At 60.3% G+C, this 16,964-nt stretch carries 12 protein-coding genes; all 12 read left to right on the forward strand.

Annotated elements, in window-relative coordinates:
• Positions 1 to 45 precede the first annotated feature (45 nt).
• The 12 genes from mtnA to AAZU54_RS20765 all read left to right on the forward strand — a co-directional run bounded on the left by mtnA (position 46) and on the right by AAZU54_RS20765 (position 16,778).
• Entirely contained in the window at positions 46 to 1,122 is a 1,077-nt protein-coding gene (gene mtnA, locus AAZU54_RS20710; protein ID WP_312156451.1) for an S-methyl-5-thioribose-1-phosphate isomerase, read from the forward strand.
• Positions 1,123 to 1,416: 294 nt separating this feature from the next.
• Positions 1,417 to 4,182 carry a DNA gyrase subunit A gene (gene gyrA, locus AAZU54_RS20715; RefSeq protein WP_186554755.1) on the forward strand — a complete coding sequence of 922 codons (2,766 nt, stop codon included), beginning with the start codon at positions 1,417 to 1,419 and terminating at the stop codon, positions 4,180 to 4,182.
• Positions 4,183 to 4,252: 70 nt separating this feature from the next.
• On the forward strand, positions 4,253 to 5,338 hold the full coding sequence (gene serC / locus AAZU54_RS20720; protein ID WP_312155340.1) for a 3-phosphoserine/phosphohydroxythreonine transaminase: 1,086 nt from the start codon (positions 4,253 to 4,255) through the stop codon (positions 5,336 to 5,338).
• Entirely contained in the window at positions 5,338 to 6,432 is a 1,095-nt protein-coding gene (gene pheA, locus AAZU54_RS20725; RefSeq protein ID WP_186554757.1) for a prephenate dehydratase, read from the forward strand. Before serC ends, pheA begins: the two co-directional genes overlap by 1 nt.
• A 225-nt stretch (positions 6,433 to 6,657) precedes the next feature.
• Positions 6,658 to 8,865 carry a bifunctional prephenate dehydrogenase/3-phosphoshikimate 1-carboxyvinyltransferase gene (locus AAZU54_RS20730; RefSeq protein WP_428628897.1) on the forward strand — a complete coding sequence of 736 codons (2,208 nt, stop codon included), beginning with the start codon at positions 6,658 to 6,660 and terminating at the stop codon, positions 8,863 to 8,865.
• Entirely contained in the window at positions 8,862 to 9,548 is a 687-nt protein-coding gene (cmk, locus tag AAZU54_RS20735) for a (d)CMP kinase (protein WP_186554759.1), read from the forward strand. Before AAZU54_RS20730 ends, cmk begins: the two co-directional genes overlap by 4 nt.
• Positions 9,549 to 9,670: 122 nt before the next feature.
• Positions 9,671 to 11,347, forward strand: a complete 1,677-nt coding sequence (rpsA, locus tag AAZU54_RS20740; protein WP_186554760.1) for a 30S ribosomal protein S1 — start codon at positions 9,671 to 9,673, stop codon at positions 11,345 to 11,347.
• Positions 11,348 to 11,839: 492 nt separating this feature from the next.
• Positions 11,840 to 12,139, forward strand: a complete 300-nt coding sequence (gene ihfB, locus AAZU54_RS20745) for an integration host factor subunit beta (RefSeq protein WP_186554761.1) — start codon at positions 11,840 to 11,842, stop codon at positions 12,137 to 12,139.
• 19 nt (positions 12,140 to 12,158) lie between these two features.
• A complete protein-coding gene (locus tag AAZU54_RS20750) occupies positions 12,159 to 12,422 on the forward strand; it encodes a lipopolysaccharide assembly protein LapA domain-containing protein (RefSeq protein WP_186554762.1) in 264 nt (87 codons plus the stop codon).
• A gap of 104 nt (positions 12,423 to 12,526) precedes the next feature.
• Positions 12,527 to 13,966 carry an MBL fold metallo-hydrolase RNA specificity domain-containing protein gene (locus AAZU54_RS20755; protein WP_434727598.1) on the forward strand — a complete coding sequence of 480 codons (1,440 nt, stop codon included), beginning with the start codon at positions 12,527 to 12,529 and terminating at the stop codon, positions 13,964 to 13,966.
• A 217-nt stretch (positions 13,967 to 14,183) separates the two neighbouring features.
• Positions 14,184 to 15,245: an LPS O-antigen chain length determinant protein WzzB gene (locus AAZU54_RS20760; protein ID WP_434727599.1), complete on the forward strand. Its 1,062-nt coding sequence runs from the start codon at positions 14,184 to 14,186 to the stop codon at positions 15,243 to 15,245.
• 174 nt (positions 15,246 to 15,419) lie between these two features.
• Positions 15,420 to 16,778, forward strand: coding sequence for a Wzz/FepE/Etk N-terminal domain-containing protein (locus tag AAZU54_RS20765; RefSeq protein ID WP_434727600.1), 1,359 nt, complete (start codon positions 15,420 to 15,422; stop codon positions 16,776 to 16,778).
• Positions 16,779 to 16,964 lie beyond the last annotated feature (186 nt).

Consider the following 16,964-nt stretch of genomic DNA (forward strand, 5'->3'; position numbering starts at 1 on the left):
CGCTATAATCGCCGCCTTTTGATCACCGAACGACGGGGAGAGGCGATGCGCGAGCGACTTTTGGCGGCGGAGAAGGTGACCGGCATCCAGTGGCGTGACGGCACCCTGCATCTGCTCGACCAGCGCCTGCTGCCGTCGCAAGAGCACTGGCTGGCTTGCACCGATGTAGAAGATGTGGTCAAGGCGATCCAGGGCATGGCGGTGCGTGGCGCGCCAGCGATTGGCATCAGCGCCGCCTACGGCCTGGTTCTGGCCCTGCGCGATCGGCTGGCCGAGGATGACGACTGGGAAATGGCCCTGGAGGAGGATTTCCTCGCCCTGGCCGAGTCGCGCCCGACCGCCGCCAACCTGTTCTGGTCGCTCAACCGCATGCGTGATCGGCTGCAGCGCCTGCGCCCGGATGAAGACGTGCTGGCGGTAATGGAAGCCGAAGCCGTAGCGATTCATGAGAGCGACCGTGAAGCCAACCTGACCATGGCTCAGTACGGCATCGAGCAGATCCGTCGCCATCAGGGCAATGAGCAGACCCTGCTCACCCACGGCAATGCCGGGGCCTTGGCCAGCGGCGGCTTTGGCACGGCGCTGGGGGTGATTCGCGCAGCCTTCCTCGAAGGGATGGTCGAGCGCGTGTATGTCGGCGAAACCCGCCCTTGGTTGCAGGGTTCGCGCCTGACTACCTGGGAGCTGGCCCACGAAGGCATCCCGGCGACGCTCTGCGCGGATTCAGCAATGGCCCACCTGATGAAGGTCAAGGGCATCACCTGGGTGGTGGTCGGCGCCGACTGCATCGCTGCCAATGGCGATGTGGCCAGCAAGATCGGCACCTACCAGATGGCGGTGGCGGCAATGCACCACGGCGTGCGCTTCATGGTCGTGGCACCGAGCACCAGCATCGACCTGAACCTGGCGACGGGTGATGACATTCCACTGGAAGAGCGCGATGCCGACGAGTTGCTGGATGTCGCGGCCAGCCGCTTCGCCGCGGAGGTTGAGGTGTTCAATCCGGTGTTCGACGTGACCCCGGCGGATCTGGTCGATGTGATCGTGACCGAAAAAGGCATCGTCGAGCGGCCAGACACCGCCAAGCTTGCCCAATTGATGTGCCGCAAGCGCCTGCACTGAAACCGGTCTGGAGCGGGGCGTGGGAGCGGGCTTGCCCCGCGATGGGAGTGGCTGCGGGCCTGCGGATTTCACGAATTAGCGGCAACCTGCCATATCTCCCATCGGCACCGCCTTTGTGATACCATCCGGCAGTTTCCAAGGCCGCCCATTGAGGTGGTCTTCATTGCGCAGATCCAAGGCACAACCTATTGATTTGTCGTAAGTCGTCGCACCACTGTGCGCTGCGGCGACGAGCTTCGTTCGTCCTTGATGGACTTGGACGAGGTTTCACCAGAAAAAGGAATCAGGCTTCTCATGGGCGAACTGGCCAAAGAAATCCTCCCGGTCAATATCGAAGACGAACTGAGACAGTCTTACCTCGACTACGCGATGAGCGTGATTGTCGGGCGTGCACTGCCCGATGCGCGTGACGGCTTGAAACCCGTGCATCGCCGCGTTCTCTATGCGATGAGCGAGCTGGGCAACGACTGGAACAAACCGTACAAGAAGTCCGCCCGTGTGGTCGGTGACGTCATCGGTAAGTACCACCCGCACGGCGACACTGCGGTCTACGACACCATCGTGCGTATGGCCCAGCCGTTCTCGCTGCGCTACCTGCTGGTCGACGGTCAGGGCAACTTCGGTTCGGTCGACGGCGATAACGCCGCGGCCATGCGATACACCGAAGTGCGCATGACCAAGCTGGCTCACGAGCTGCTGGCCGACCTGCATAAAGAAACGGTCGACTGGGTGCCCAACTATGACGGCACCGAGCAGATCCCGGCGGTCATGCCAACGCGGATTCCCAACCTGCTGGTCAACGGTTCCAGCGGTATCGCCGTGGGCATGGCGACCAACATCCCGCCGCACAACCTCGGCGAGGTCATCGACGGCTGCCTGGCGCTGATCGACAACTCGGAAATCACCATCGATGAGCTGATGCAGTTCATCCCTGGCCCTGACTTCCCAACGGCCGGCCTGATCAATGGCCGCTCCGGCATCATCGAGGCCTATCGCACCGGCCGTGGCCGCATCTATATGCGCGCCCGCTCCGAGATCGAAGACATCGACAAGGTCGGTGGTCGCCAGCAGATCGTCATCACCGAGCTGCCGTACCAGCTGAACAAGGCCCGTCTGATCGAGAAGATCGCCGAGCTGGTCAAAGAGAAGAAACTCGAAGGCATCACCGAGCTGCGCGATGAGTCCGACAAGGACGGCATGCGCATCGTCATCGAGCTGCGTCGCGGCGAAGTGCCGGAGGTGATCCTCAACAACCTCTATGCCCAGACCCAGCTGCAAAGCGTGTTCGGCATCAACATCGTCGCCCTGATCGACGGTCGTCCGCGCCTGCTCAACCTCAAGGACCTGCTCGAAGCGTTCGTCCGTCACCGCCGTGAAGTGGTGACCCGTCGTACCGTATTCGAGCTGCGCAAGGCCCGTGAACGTGGCCATATCCTTGAAGGCCAGGCGGTTGCGCTGTCCAACATCGATCCGGTCATCGCCCTGATCAAGGCCTCGCCGACCCCGTCCGAAGCCAAGGAAGCCCTGGTGACCACGCCTTGGGAGTCCAGCGCTGTGCAGGTCATGGTCGAGCGCGCCGGTGCCGATGCCTGCCGTCCGGAAGACCTCGATCCGCAATACGGCATGCGCGACGGCAAGTACTTCCTGTCGCCGGAACAGGCCCAGGCCATTCTTGACCTGCGTCTGCACCGCCTGACTGGTCTTGAGCACGAGAAGCTGCTGGCCGAGTACCAAGAGATTCTCGACCAGATCGGCGAGCTGATCCGCATCCTCAGCAGCGCCGAGCGCCTGATGGAAGTGATCCGCGAAGAGCTCGAAGCGATCCGCGCCGAATACGGCGATGTGCGCCGCACCGAAATCCTCGATGCCCGTCACGACCTCAGCTACGGCGACATGATCCCGGAAGAAGAGCGCGTGGTGACCATCTCCCACGGTGGTTATGCCAAGACCCAGCCGTTGTCCGCCTACCAGGCCCAGCGCCGTGGCGGCAAAGGCAAGTCGGCTACCGGCGTCAAGGACGAGGACTACATCGAGCACCTGCTGGTCGCCAACAGCCACGCCACCCTGTTGCTGTTCTCCAGCAAGGGCAAGGTGTACTGGCTCAAGACCTACGACATTCCCGAAGCGTCCCGCGCTGCCCGGGGTCGTCCGCTGGTCAACCTGCTGCCGCTGGAGGAGGGTGAAGGTATCACCGCCATGCTGCAGATCGACCTCGAAGCCCTGCAGCAGAGCGCTGGCGTCGATGAAGACATCGACGATGCCGACGACACTGTGCTCGAAGGCGAGGTGGTCGAGCCAGAGGAAATCGACGAAGAAGACGGCGATACGCCGGAACTGGTCGCCGAACCGACTGGCGCCTACATCTTCATGGCTACCGCTTCGGGTACCGTCAAGAAGACCCCGCTGGTGCAGTTCGCCCGTCCGCGCTCCAATGGCCTGATCGCCCTGAAGCTCAAGGAAGGTGACACCCTGATCGCCGCGGCCATCACCGACGGTGCCAAGGAAGTCATGATGTTCTCCGACGCTGGCAAGGTGATTCGCTTCGCTGAGAGCGTGGTCCGTGAAATGGGCCGTACCGCACGCGGCGTGCGTGGCATGAAGCTGGGCAAAGGCCAGCGGATCATCTCCATGCTGATCCCTGAGTCCGGCGCGCAGATTCTCACCGCCTCCGAGCGTGGCTTCGGCAAGCGCACTCCGCTGTCCAAGTTCCCGCGTCGCGGCCGTGGTGGCCAGGGCGTGATCGCCATGGGTACCAAGGGGCGCAACGGTCTGTTGATCGGGGCGATCCAGGTCCAGGAAGGCGAAGAGATCATGCTGATCTCCGACCAGGGCACGTTGGTGCGTACCCGGGTGGGCGAGGTCTCCAGCCTGGGTCGTAACACCCAGGGTGTGACCTTGATCAAGCTGGCCAGCGACGAGACCCTGGTGGGGCTCGAGCGGATCCAGGAGCCTTCCGAAGACCTCGATGAGCTGATCGAGGGCGAAGAGGGCGTCGAGATCGACGCGGTGGACGCGGCTGATGACGATGCCGGCGCCGCCGAAGAGGCGCCTCAGGAATAACACAGCGCAACAACCCGGCGGGGCGACTATGGTCGCCCCGCTTACTGAACAGAGCAGAGCGAGAGTGGATGTGAGCAAACGAGCCTTTAACTTCTGCGCAGGCCCTGCTGCGCTTCCTGACGCTGTCCTGCAGCGCGCCCAGGCTGAAATGCTGGACTGGCGTGGCAAGGGCTTGTCGGTGATGGAGATGAGCCATCGCAGCGACGACTACGTGGCCATCGCTGAAAAGGCCGAGCAAGACCTGCGTGACCTGCTGTCCGTCCCCTCTAACTACAAAGTCCTGTTCCTGCAGGGTGGTGCCAGCCAGCAGTTTGCCGAGATCCCGCTGAACCTGCTGCCGGAAACCGGCACTGCCGACTACGTCGAAACCGGCATCTGGTCGAAAAAGGCCATCGAAGAAGCGCGGCGCTTCGGCAACATCAATGTCGCTGCCAGCGCCAAGGGCTACGACTACCTGGCTATTCCAGGCCAGAACGAATGGAACCTGACCAAGAACGCCGCATACGTCCACTATGCTTCCAACGAAACCATCGGCGGCCTGCAGTTTGACTGGGTGCCCGCGACCGGTGACGTGCCGTTGGTGGTCGACATGTCGTCCGACATCCTCTCGCGTCCGATCAACGTTGCCGACTACGGCCTGATCTACGCCGGTGCGCAGAAGAACATCGGCCCAAGCGGCCTGGTCGTGGTGATCGTGCGCGAAGACCTGCTCGGTCGCGCCCGCAGCAGCTGCCCGACCATGCTCGACTACAAGGTTTCGGCCGACAACGGCTCGATGTACAACACCCCGGCGACTTACTCCTGGTATCTCTCGGGCCTGGTGTTCGAGTGGCTCAAGGAGCAGGGCGGCGTCGAGGCCATGGAAGCGCGCAACCGCGCCAAGAAAGACCGTCTGTACGGCTTCATCGATGCCAGCGACTTCTACACCAACCCGATCAGCGTCAACGCCCGTTCGTGGATGAACGTACCGTTCCGCCTGGCTGACGAGCGCCTGGACAAGGCCTTCCTTGCCGGTGCTGACGCCCGCGGCCTGCTCAACCTCAAGGGGCACCGTTCGGTCGGCGGCATGCGTGCCTCGATCTACAACGCCCTGGGTCTGGACGCCGTTGAAGCGCTGGTCGGCTACATGGCCGAATTCGAGAAGGAGCACGCTTGATGGCCGAGCAGGAACTCAAGGCGCTGCGCGTGCGCATCGACAGCCTCGACGAGAAAATCCTCGAGCTGATCAGCGAGCGTGCCCGCTGCGCCCAGGAAGTGGCCAAGGTCAAGACCGCCACCCTGGCCGAAGGCGAGAAGCCGGTGTTCTATCGCCCTGAGCGCGAAGCAGCTGTGCTCAAGCGCGTCATGGAGCGCAACAAGGGGCCGCTGGGTAACGAAGAGATGGCGCGGCTGTTCCGCGAAATCATGTCCTCGTGCCTGGCCCTGGAAGAGCCGCTCAAGGTCGCCTACCTCGGCCCTGAAGGCACCTTCACCCAGGCGGCGGCGATGAAGCACTTTGGTCACGCCGTGATCAGCAAGCCGATGGCGGCGATCGACGAAGTGTTCCGCGAAGTGGCAGCTGGCGCCGTCAACTTCGGCGTAGTGCCGGTGGAGAACTCCACCGAAGGTGCGGTCAGCCACACCCTCGACAGCTTCCTCGAGCACGACATGGTCATCTGCGGTGAAGTCGAGCTGCGTATTCACCATCACTTGTTGGTGGGCGAGAACACCAAGACCGACAGCATCACCCGCATCTACTCCCACGCCCAGTCGCTGGCCCAGTGCCGCAAGTGGCTGGACGCCCATTACCCGAACGTCGAGCGCGTGGCGGTTTCGAGCAACGCCGAGGCGGCCAAGCGGGTCAAGGGTGAGTGGAATTCGGCGGCGATCGCCGGCGATATGGCGGCCAACCTGTATGGTTTGACCCGCCTGGCGGAGAAGATCGAAGACCGTCCGGATAACTCCACGCGGTTCTTGATGATCGGCAGCCAGGAAGTCCCGCCGACCGGCGACGACAAGACTTCGATCATCGTCTCGATGAGCAACAAGCCCGGCGCGCTGCATGAGCTGCTGGTGCCGTTCCATGACAATGGCATCGACCTGACTCGCATCGAGACTCGTCCGTCGCGTAGCGGCAAGTGGACGTATGTGTTCTTCATCGACTTCGTGGGTCATCACCGCGATCCGCTGATCAAGGCGGTGCTGGAGAAGATCAGCCAGGAAGCCGTTGCGCTGAAAGTGCTGGGCTCGTATCCGAAGGCGGTACTCTGAGGTTGGTCTGTGAGATGGCCGGGGCTGCTGCGCAGCCCATCGCGGGGCGAGCCCGCTCCCACGGGTGTTTCAGCGCAGATCCCGTGGGAGCGGGCTTGCCCCGCGATGGGCTAGGCATTCGTCCTGATCGATCTCACCAGCTGGCATGGTTTCATCCGGCAACTCGTTGCCGTTCTGACAGGGTTCGCACTCGTGGTTGATGTGGTAGCAAACAAATCCGCGCCGATTATCGGTCGCCTGGTAGTCGTCGGCCTCGGCCTGATCGGCGGCTCGTTCGCCAAGGGCCTACGCGAAAGCGGCCTGTGCCGTGAAGTGGTCGGTGTCGATCTCGACGCACCCTCACGCAAACAGGCAGTAGCGCTAGGCGTGGTCGACCGCTGCGAAGAAGACTTGGCAGCCGCCTGCGTCGGCGCCGACGTCATCCAGCTGGCCGTGCCAATCCTGGCCATGGAAAAAGTCCTCGCGCGCCTGGCCCAGCTCGATCTCGGCGATGCGGTCATCACCGATGTCGGCAGCGCCAAGTGCAACGTGGTGCGCGCCGCCCGCGAAGTGCTCGGTGCGTCCCTGCCGCGCTTCGTCCCCGGTCACCCGATAGCCGGCTCCGAGCAGAGCGGGGTGGAGGCTTCCAATGCGACGCTGTTCCGCCGCCATAAAGTCATCCTCACGCCTCTGGCTGAAACCGACCCTGCCGCGCTGGCGCTGGTCGATCGCCTCTGGCGTGCGCTGGATGCAGATGTCGAGCACATGCCGGTGGAGCGCCACGACGAAGTGCTGGCCGCCACCAGTCACCTGCCGCACCTGCTGGCGTTTGGCCTGGTCGACTCGCTGGCCAAGCGCAATGAAAACCTCGAGATCTTCCGGTACGCTGCGGGAGGCTTCCGCGATTTCACGAGAATCGCCGGTAGCGACCCGATCATGTGGCACGACATCTTCCTCGCCAACCGCGAAGCTGTCCTGCGCACCCTTGATACATTTCGTAGCGACCTCGACGCCTTGCGCGACGCGGTCGATGCAGGGGACGGGCACCAGTTGCTGGGTGTATTCACCCGCGCTCGGGTTGCCCGCGAGCATTTCAGTAAAATCTTGGCCCGTCGGGCCTATGTGGACGCTATGAACGCCAACGATCTGATTTTCCTGGCCCAACCTGGTGGCCGCGTGTCCGGACGGATCCGCGTTCCAGGCGACAAGTCGATTTCCCATCGCTCGATCATGCTCGGCTCGCTGGCCGAAGGCACCACCGAGGTCGAAGGCTTCCTCGAAGGCGAGGACGCCCTGGCGACCCTGCAGGCCTTCCGCGACATGGGTGTGGTCATCGAAGGCCCCAACCATGGTCGGGTGACCATTCATGGCGTCGGCCTGCATGGCCTCAAGCCGCCGCCTGGGCCGATCTATGTCGGCAACTCCGGCACCTCGATGCGCCTGCTCTCCGGCCTGCTGGCCGGTCAGCCGTTCGACGTGACCATGACCGGCGACGCTTCGCTGTCCAAGCGCCCGATGAACCGCGTGGCCAACCCGCTGCGTGAGATGGGCGCTGTGGTCGAGACCGGCCCGGACGGCCGTCCACCGCTGACCATTCGCGGTGGGCAAAAGCTCAAGGCGCTGACCTACACGCTGCCGATGGCCAGTGCCCAGGTCAAATCCTGCCTGCTGCTGGCAGGCCTGTACGCCGAAGGCAAGACCACCGTCACCGAGCCTGCGCCGACCCGTGACCATACCGAGCGCATGCTGCGCGGCTTTGGCTATGCCGTTGAGTCCAACGGCCCGGTCGCCTCGCTGCAGGCTGGCGGCAAGCTGACGGCAACCCGCATCGAAGTCCCGGCAGATATCTCGTCGGCGGCGTTCTTCCTGGTCGCGGCATCGATTGCCGAGGGTTCCGAGCTGGTGCTGGAGCACGTTGGCATCAATCCGACCCGTACCGGCGTGATCGACATCCTGCGCCTGATGGGCGGCGACATCACTCTGGAAAACCAGCGTGAAGTTGGCGGCGAGCCCGTGGCTGACCTGCGCGTGCGCGGGGCCAAGCTCAAAGGTATCGAGATCCCTGAAGAGCTGGTGCCGCTGGCCATCGACGAATTCCCCGTGCTGTTCGTCGCCGCTGCCTGCGCCGAAGGGCGCACCATTCTGCGTGGCGCCGAAGAGCTGCGGGTCAAGGAATCGGACCGTATCCAGGTCATGGCTGACGGCCTGATCACCCTGGGCGTGAAGTGCGAACCGACCCCGGACGGCATCATCATCGACGGCGGCCCGATCGGCGGCGGCGAAGTGCATGGTCACGGCGACCACCGTATCGCCATGGCCTTCAGCGTTGCCTCGCTGCGCGCCACTGCGCCGGTACGCATCCATGACTGCGCCAACGTCGCCACCTCGTTCCCGAACTTCCTCGCCCTGTGCGCCGAAGTTGGCATCCGCGTCGCGCAAGAGGCTCAATCGTGAATTCGCAAGCCCCCGTCATCACCATCGACGGACCTAGCGGTTCGGGTAAAGGTACCGTAGCCGGACTGCTCGCCCGCGAGCTCGGCTGGCGCCTGCTCGACTCCGGCGCGCTGTACCGTTTGCTGGCGTTCAACGCCAGCAACCACGGCGTCGACCTGACCAACGAAGAGCTGCTCAAGGCCCTGGCCGCCCATCTGGATGTGCAGTTCATCGCGGCTGAACCCGGTAAGCTGCAACAGATCATCCTTGAGGGTGAAGACGTCAGCAATGTCATCCGCACCGAGACAGTCGGCGCCGGCGCCTCGATGGTGGCTTCGCTGCCGGCAGTGCGTGAAGCCTTGCTGCAGCGCCAGCGCGCCTTCCGCGAAGCTCCCGGGTTGATCGCCGATGGCCGTGACATGGGCACCGTGGTGTTCCCCGATGCGCCCTTGAAAGTGTTCCTCACCGCCAGCGCGGAGGAACGCGCTCGACGCCGCTATTTGCAGTTGAAGGGCAAGGGCGAAGATGTTAGTCTGGCGAGTCTCCTGGATGAGATACGTGCGCGCGATGAGCGTGACACCCAGCGTGCAGTGGCCCCGCTCAAGCCGGCGGCCGATGCGATTCAGCTGGACTCGACAGAGTTGTCCATCGAGCAGGTGTTGCAACGCATCAGAAGTGAGCTCGCCCTTCGCGATCTCATTTGATGACAGGAAGGCAGGCAGGGGCACCAGTCAACGTCCTGCCCGCTTTCCTTTACATAACGAAACCCACATTGTCTGGAATGTGGCTAGGGGCGTTTCCTTCGCCCAAATCTACAGGAATTAAAATGAGCGAAAGCTTTGCAGAACTCTTTGAAGAAAGCCTGAAAACCCTCAATCTTCAGCCGGGTGCGATCATCACCGGTATCGTTGTCGACATCGACGGCGACTGGGTTACCGTACACGCTGGCCTGAAGTCCGAGGGCGTCATCCCGCTCGAGCAGTTCTACAACGAAGCTGGCGAGCTGACCATCAAGGTCGGTGACGAAGTTCACGTTGCGCTGGACGCGGTCGAAGACGGCTTTGGCGAAACCAAACTGTCCCGTGAAAAAGCCAAGCGCGCCGAGTGCTGGATTGTTCTGGAAGCAGCTTTCGCCGCCGAAGAAGTGGTCAAGGGCGTTATCAACGGTAAGGTTAAAGGCGGCTTCACTGTCGACGTTAACGGTATCCGTGCGTTCCTGCCAGGTTCCCTGGTTGATGTCCGCCCAGTGCGCGACACCACCCACCTCGAAGGCAAAGAGCTGGAATTCAAGGTCATCAAGCTGGACCAGAAGCGCAACAACGTCGTTGTTTCGCGTCGCAGCGTCCTGGAAGCCGAGAACAGCGCCGAGCGCGAAGCCCTGCTGGAAACCCTGCAGGAAGGCCAACAAGTCAAAGGTATCGTCAAGAACCTCACCGACTACGGCGCATTCGTGGACCTGGGCGGTATCGACGGCCTGCTGCACATCACCGACATGGCTTGGAAGCGTATCAAGCACCCGTCGGAAATCGTCAACGTTGGCGATGAAGTTGATGTTCGCGTCCTGAAGTTCGACCGTGAGCGCAACCGCGTTTCCCTGGGTCTGAAGCAAATGGGCGAAGATCCGTGGGTCGCTATCACTGCACGCTACCCAGAAGGTACTCGCGTACAGGCTCGCGTTACCAACCTGACCGACTACGGCTGCTTCGCTGAGCTGGAAGAAGGCGTTGAAGGTCTGGTACACGTTTCCGAAATGGACTGGACCAACAAAAACATCCACCCGTCGAAAGTCGTTCAGGTTGGCGACGAAGTGGAAGTTATGGTTCTGGACATCGACGAAGAGCGTCGTCGTATCTCCCTGGGCATCAAGCAGTGCAAGTCCAACCCATGGGAAGACTTCTCCGGCCAGTTCAACAAGGGTGACAAGATCACCGGTACCATCAAGTCGATCACCGACTTCGGTATCTTCATTGGTCTGGACGGCGGCATCGACGGTCTGGTTCACCTGTCCGACATCTCCTGGAACGAAACCGGCGAAGAAGCCGTACGTCGTTTCAAGAAGGGCGACGAGCTGGAAACCGTCATCCTGTCGGTCGATCCAGAGCGCGAGCGCATCTCCCTGGGTATCAAGCAACTGGAAGACGATCCGTTCTCCAACTTCGTTGCTGTGAACGACAAGGGTGCAATCGTTAAGGGTATCGTCAAAGAAGTTGACGCCAAAGGCGCCATCGTTACCCTGGCCGACGACATCGAAGCCACTCTGAAAGCTTCCGAAATCAGCCGTGACCGCGTCGAAGACGCCCGTAACGTCCTGAAGGAAGGCGAAGAGATCGAAGCTAAGATCATCAGCGTCGACCGTAAGTCCCGCGTTATCAGCCTGTCGATCAAATCGAAAGACGACGCTGAAGAGCGCGAAGCTATCCAGAGCCTGAAAGCGGCTCCAGAAGCTGCTGCCGACACCACCATGGCTGCGCTGCTGCGCGAAGCAATGGCCAAACAGAACTGAGTTCTGTTTGATCGGTAAAAGAAGGGCGACTTAGGTCGCCCTTTTTTATTGTCCGCCTTTTAAGCCCCTCTCTGCCGCCGAGGACTGGCACTCATCGCCTAGGCGATCACTTAGCCCTTGCGGGCTGCGCTGCCGCGCAGGGAGCAGTATCCAGCGTGGGAGCGGGCTTGCCCCGCGATAGCGCTTAATCAGGCAATGATGTCGACCTTGCTGATGCCAGTGCCGGCCAGGCTCGCCTACAGCAGTTGTATATGCCTAAAGCGCGCTGTAGGCATTGCCTTGGCTGCGATGGGCTGCAAAGCAGCCCCAGAGGCCCTGACCCCTCTATGTCCGTGTTGCATCCCATGCGCCAGCACTGTGCGCACCCTTATCTCTCACTGCACCAATCTTGAATTTTTTTATTAAGTCAAGAACCGCCCTGTTCAAATCCCCCAGAGCGTGCTACAAACTGGTTAAGCAATGATCTAGCTGCTTGATAACGAAGGGAAAAATATGACGAAGTCGGAGCTGATCGAACGTATTGTCACCCATCAAGGGCTGCTCTCGTCCAAGGACGTCGAGCTGGCCATCAAGACCATGCTTGAGCAGATGTCGCAATGCCTGGCCACTGGCGATCGCATCGAGATCCGTGGATTTGGCAGCTTCTCTCTGCACTATCGCGCTCCCCGGGTAGGGCGCAACCCCAAGACCGGCCAGTCGGTGAGCCTCGAAGGCAAGTTCGTGCCGCACTTCAAACCGGGTAAAGAGCTGCGTGACCGGGTCAATGAAGAAGAGCATGAGGTCCACACCTGATTAGGGAAGGAACAGACTGATGCGTAATCTCAAGCGCGCCCTGGCGGCGTTGTTCGTTCTGCTGCTGGCGGCCGTGGTGCTGTTCTTCGTACTGGAAAACCAGCAAGCGGTCTCCCTGGTATTGTTCGGTTGGGCGGCGCCTGCGGTGCCGGTTGCGGTACTGGTGCTGGCTGCCCTGGTCGTCGGCCTGGCGGTCGGGCCTTTGCTCGGTGCTTATGGGGTGATGCGCAGCAAGCGCAAAATTCGCGCCTCAGCCCGTCAGGCGGCCGTGGCAGGCAACTAACAGGCGATTCCTACAAGTGCAGCCAATTTTTTCGATTGGCAGGCCGCGCCCAGAATGAAGTAATAGCGCCCTTCATTTTTCTGGCCCGCAAAGGTGTCGCTCGCATGGAATACCCTTTCCTGTCGCACCACGGTGGCACCCGAGGCGTCACCGGCTCCTGCCACCAGCTGCACCTTGATCCCCATACCAGCCTGCTGGTCGATTGTGGGCTCGAGCAAGGTAGTGATGCAGCCCCGGGTGCCGAATCAGCGCCGCTGGGGTTTTCCATCGAGGGTATTCAAGCCCTCATCGTCACCCACGTACACCTGGATCACGTCGGCCGAATCCCTGCCTTATTGGCTGCCGGCTATCGCGGCCCAATCCTGTGTAGCGAGCCATCTGCAAAACTGCTCCCCCTGGTGCTGGAAGATGCCTACAGGCTCGTTGTCAGCAGCGAGCCTGCTCAAGTTGCGCGATACCTGGCGCTACTCGAAAGCCTCGTTACGCCCTTGTCATTTGCTCAGTGGCACAACCTGGTCGAAGCTGATGGCCTGGTGTGTCGCATCCGCCTGCAGCGCGCTGGGCACCTGCTCGGTTCCGCTTATGTCGAATGCCATGTGCAGCGGGCAGGTCAAGAGGGCAGCACACGCGTCGTGTTCTCGGGCGATCTCGGTGCGCCCAACAACCCGCTGTTACGGCCCGTTCAACCACCTGAACGCGCAGACCTGTTGGTGCTGGAAAGCACCTATGGCGACCGCCTGCACCCTGATCGTAGTGAGCGACAGCAACGCTTGGAAGCCGCGATCGATCGCGCGCTCGCCGATCAAGGCACCATCCTCATACCCGCGTTCAGTCTTGGTCGTACGCAGGAACTGCTGTATGAGCTGGAAGACATTCTGCATCGCAAAGGCTTGCTCAGTGCAGGGGGCGAGATCAAGGGTAATGACGCCCTCATCTGGTCGCGACTGCCGATCATCCTCGACTCGCCACTGGCCCTGCGCATCACTCAAGCCTATCGGGAGCTGCATCGGTTCTGGAACGATGAGGCCAGGCAACGGCTGAGCGAAGGGCGCAAGCCGCTGGCGTTCGAGCAACTGCTGTGCATCGATGGCCATGCCAAGCATCAGCAGGTGGTCAATTACCTCAAAAGCACGGGGCGGCCGGCGATTGTCATTGCCGGCAACGGCATGTGCTCGGGTGGGCGGATCGTCAATTACCTCAAGGCGATGCTTGGAGATTCGCGGCATGAGGTGATTTTCGTCGGGTATCAGGGGAGGGGGACGCCTGGGGCGGTGATACAGGGTAGTGCAGTGGGGAGCGAATATGCTTGGGTTGAGCTGGATGGTGAAAGAATTGAAATTCATGCCAAGGTTATGACACTGGGCGGCTACTCAGCGCATGCAGATCAACAAGGGTTGATCAGATTCGCATTGGGTCGCGCCAGCGCGGCGAAGCAGGTCGTGTTAGTACACGGAGAGCGCGAAAGCAAGAGCGTGTTGGCGAAGGCTCTAGCGCACAGGTTTGCGCAGCTTGGAAATGAGGTAAGTGTCACAGTTCCGCCATGACCGGCTGGCGGAGTGGCGAGGGTTAGTCGAAAAAGGAGGAACTTTCCTGCGAGAGGTCCTCTCTATTACTGATTAACGCTTTTGGAGTGAAGAGTGGCGAGCATATTGGCAAATTGCCGCTACGCTTCATCAGGGCAGGCGACACGCCACGGAGTGGCTCAGTCGGGCCTGTTCAGGAATGTACGTAACCAGACGGACCCAAGGAAAATTAGAATAAATGCGCAATGAATCTGAGCGCCGCAATGGTGATGATGAGATTGATCTGTTCGAGCTGGTTGAGGGGTTGTGGAAGCAGAAGGTACTGATCATTTTAACGACGGTCATCGTGACCGCGGCAGCCGTGGCTTACGCGCTGCTTGCTACACCGATCTATGAAGCCAAGGTCTTCGTTCAGCCGCCTTCGCAGAATGATGTGGCTCAGCTGAATTATGGGCGCGGCGGTGACTCTGGGCTTTCGATGCTGGGGGTCAAGGATGTGTACGAGATCTACCTGCGGCATCTGCAATCGGAATCGCTGCGTAGGGAGTTTTTCCGTAGTGTTTACCTGCCGAGCTTGACGTCAGAGGAGCGGGTAGGTTCGCAGGACGTGTTGTATGCACGTTTCCAGGATGTTTTGTCGCTTGGCGTGGCCGCGAAGGATACGCCAAACCGTTATTTTGTGAAGGCGACCTTGGCTGATCCGCAGCAGGCGGCTGAGTGGGTTGTGCGTTATGTCGAGATGGCGGGACAGCGCGGTATCAGCGAGATTTCGAAGGATGTAAAGGCTGACGCTACGATCAAAGCTAACAACCTTGAACAGCAAATCGAGTCAACGCGTGAAAGTGCGCGTAAGCAGCGGGAAGACCAGATTGCCAAGCTGTCAGAGGCGCTAATTGTGGCTCGGTCGATTGGTCTTGAAAAACCACCAATCATTTCCAACACTCTTTCTAGTGAGGTTTCGGCGGGAATGGGTGGTTCGCTGACCTATATGCGCGGCACCAAGGCGCTGGAGGCTGAGATCGCAAATTTGCGTAATCGGACCTCTGATGATCCATTCGTTGCAAACCTGCGCCAGCGCCAGGAAGCCCTTGCGTTCTATCGGGCGTTGAAGGTCGAACCCGGCGTTATTCAGGTGTACCGCCAGGATGGAGCTATTGAATCCCCGGATAAGCCTGTCAAACCAAAGAAAGCAATGATTGTTGCAGTGGGGTTAGTGGTCGGAGGTGTTCTTGGTGTCATGCTGGGTCTACTACGGTACCTAATGGTCGGGGTCGGTGCGCGGAGACTGCAGGTAAGTTGAGCGGGCAGGGGTGGCGTTCTGCTGGTATCTATATGTGCTAGCTGTCACAATAATGGCCATTCGTCCACGCTGGACAGGGAGGTTTCATTTAGCTGATGTGGCTATTTGTGCAAAGAATGCAAGGTGACTGCTCCTGTCTGGTTTTGGCTATTCCAATGACAGACAGGCGCTGCCGTGACCAGCATTACCCCTACCTCTCAAGCGATTCTCCATGACCATCTAGACCTCCCTGCGCTGCTCAAATCTATTTGGCAGCGGAGGCTGCTGATCGGTGTGGTCGCAGGCTGTTGTGCCGTGGTCTCGGGGCTGTATGCCTTCACTGCGGTACCCGAGTACCAGGTCAGCACCGTCTTACTCCCCGTCGCGCTGAATGATCTCGATGAACTGAATCGTACGAAGGTGTACGAGTTGCCTCCGCTCGAGGCGTTGAATCGCGTGGGCTTAGCATTGGATTCGTATGACACGCGTCTTGGTTATTTCCGCACCGATGCAGCGCTACAAGCAGCTTTCATGAAGGGGGGGCGCACAGTGGAGCAAGCCTTCGAGGACTTCAACTCCAAGGCACTTAAGCTTGTCCTGCCTGACCCCAAAAAAACTGCTGTTTTGAAAACCTACGTCAGCATTGAGATGCGCTTCCCAGAAGGATTGGACGGTAAGTCAGTGCTCAATGGCCTGACCCAGTACGCCATTGAGAGCGAACGTCAACAGATTGCCAGAGATCTACAGGTCATTGTTCAGAACAGGCTAAGAGAGCTGGATACACAACTTGAAACAGCACGTGTTGATTACGCGGCCAAGAAAGATGCTCGAATTGCTGAGCTACTTGAGGCTGACACACTCAAGCGTGCAAAACTCGATGATGAGTTGCGAGCGTTACGCATGCAGTTGAAGCTGCGGCGGGACAATCGGATTGCTCAGCTTGGTGAAGCTATTGTCATTGCTCGTTCGTTAGGTTTGAAGCGCCCCTCGACCCCATCCAGTTTAGGGCAGGCTGGCATTGAGTCAGCGGGCAACGTGATGCGCACAGAGGTCAACAGTCAGCAGATTCCGCTCTACTTCATGGGCACAGATGCATTGGAGGCGGAGCAGCAGGCGCTGCGTAAGCGGACCTCGGATGACTTCGCCGATCCGCGAGTTGCAGAGATTCGTAAGGAACAAATGCTTCTGGAAAAAAACCGCGACGTGCAGGTTCTGCGAGCTCGTGAAAATGAGGAGCTATTTCTCAAGGGTATCGAGCCGTTAAGGGCGGAAAGGGCGCGTTTGGGCACGATCAAAACGGATATGAAAGATCTGCGGTTAGTCAGTATCGATCGTCTTGCCGTTGATCCGACCAGCCCTATGGGTCCGAGAAAATCGCTGTTTGTCGTGCTTGGCTTGATGGTAGGGGGTGCGCTGGGGGTTATCGCCGCATTGCTGCTCAGTGCATTGAGTAAAAGTAATCCTGAGCGGCGCTTTGCAGTGGCGTCCGAGCCTACCGTCATTGCCTCCGAGATCAAATCGCCACCACTGGTAGCGAGAGCAGTTGATGCTTAGGCTGTGCTCCCCGCACGCGCTACCCCTTTCCTTGATTGAGGTGAGCGGTTATGCGCAAAATTGCGAGGAGTTCCCGCTGCGCAGAAGGCAGTGCTTCTCCATAGCGGTTGGTGACACCCAATTCGTAAGCTTCGGCCGATATCCGTTGCCGGTCAGGAATGAGCTCCTACGGGCATAGGCGAAAAC

Origin of the sequence: Pseudomonas sp. Je.1.5.c (assembly GCF_051129895.1) — a bacterium.
Taxonomy (GTDB): domain Bacteria; phylum Pseudomonadota; class Gammaproteobacteria; order Pseudomonadales; family Pseudomonadaceae; genus Aquipseudomonas; species Aquipseudomonas urmiensis.

Bases quoted from the DNA above. Each gene is read 5' to 3' on its own strand.
- AAZU54_RS20755 (WP_434727598.1), top strand. From the start codon at position 12,527: ATGGAATACCCTTTCCTGTCGCACCACGGTGGCACCCGAGGCGTCACC.
- AAZU54_RS20760 (WP_434727599.1), top strand. From the start codon at position 14,184: ATGCGCAATGAATCTGAGCGCCGCAATGGTGATGATGAGATTGATCTG.
- mtnA (WP_312156451.1), top strand. From the start codon at position 46: ATGCGCGAGCGACTTTTGGCGGCGGAGAAGGTGACCGGCATCCAGTGG.
- AAZU54_RS20750 (WP_186554762.1), top strand. From the start codon at position 12,159: ATGCGTAATCTCAAGCGCGCCCTGGCGGCGTTGTTCGTTCTGCTGCTG.
- gyrA (WP_186554755.1), top strand. From the start codon at position 1,417: ATGGGCGAACTGGCCAAAGAAATCCTCCCGGTCAATATCGAAGACGAA.
- ihfB (WP_186554761.1), top strand. From the start codon at position 11,840: ATGACGAAGTCGGAGCTGATCGAACGTATTGTCACCCATCAAGGGCTG.
- rpsA (WP_186554760.1), top strand. From the start codon at position 9,671: ATGAGCGAAAGCTTTGCAGAACTCTTTGAAGAAAGCCTGAAAACCCTC.
- pheA (WP_186554757.1), top strand. From the start codon at position 5,338: ATGGCCGAGCAGGAACTCAAGGCGCTGCGCGTGCGCATCGACAGCCTC.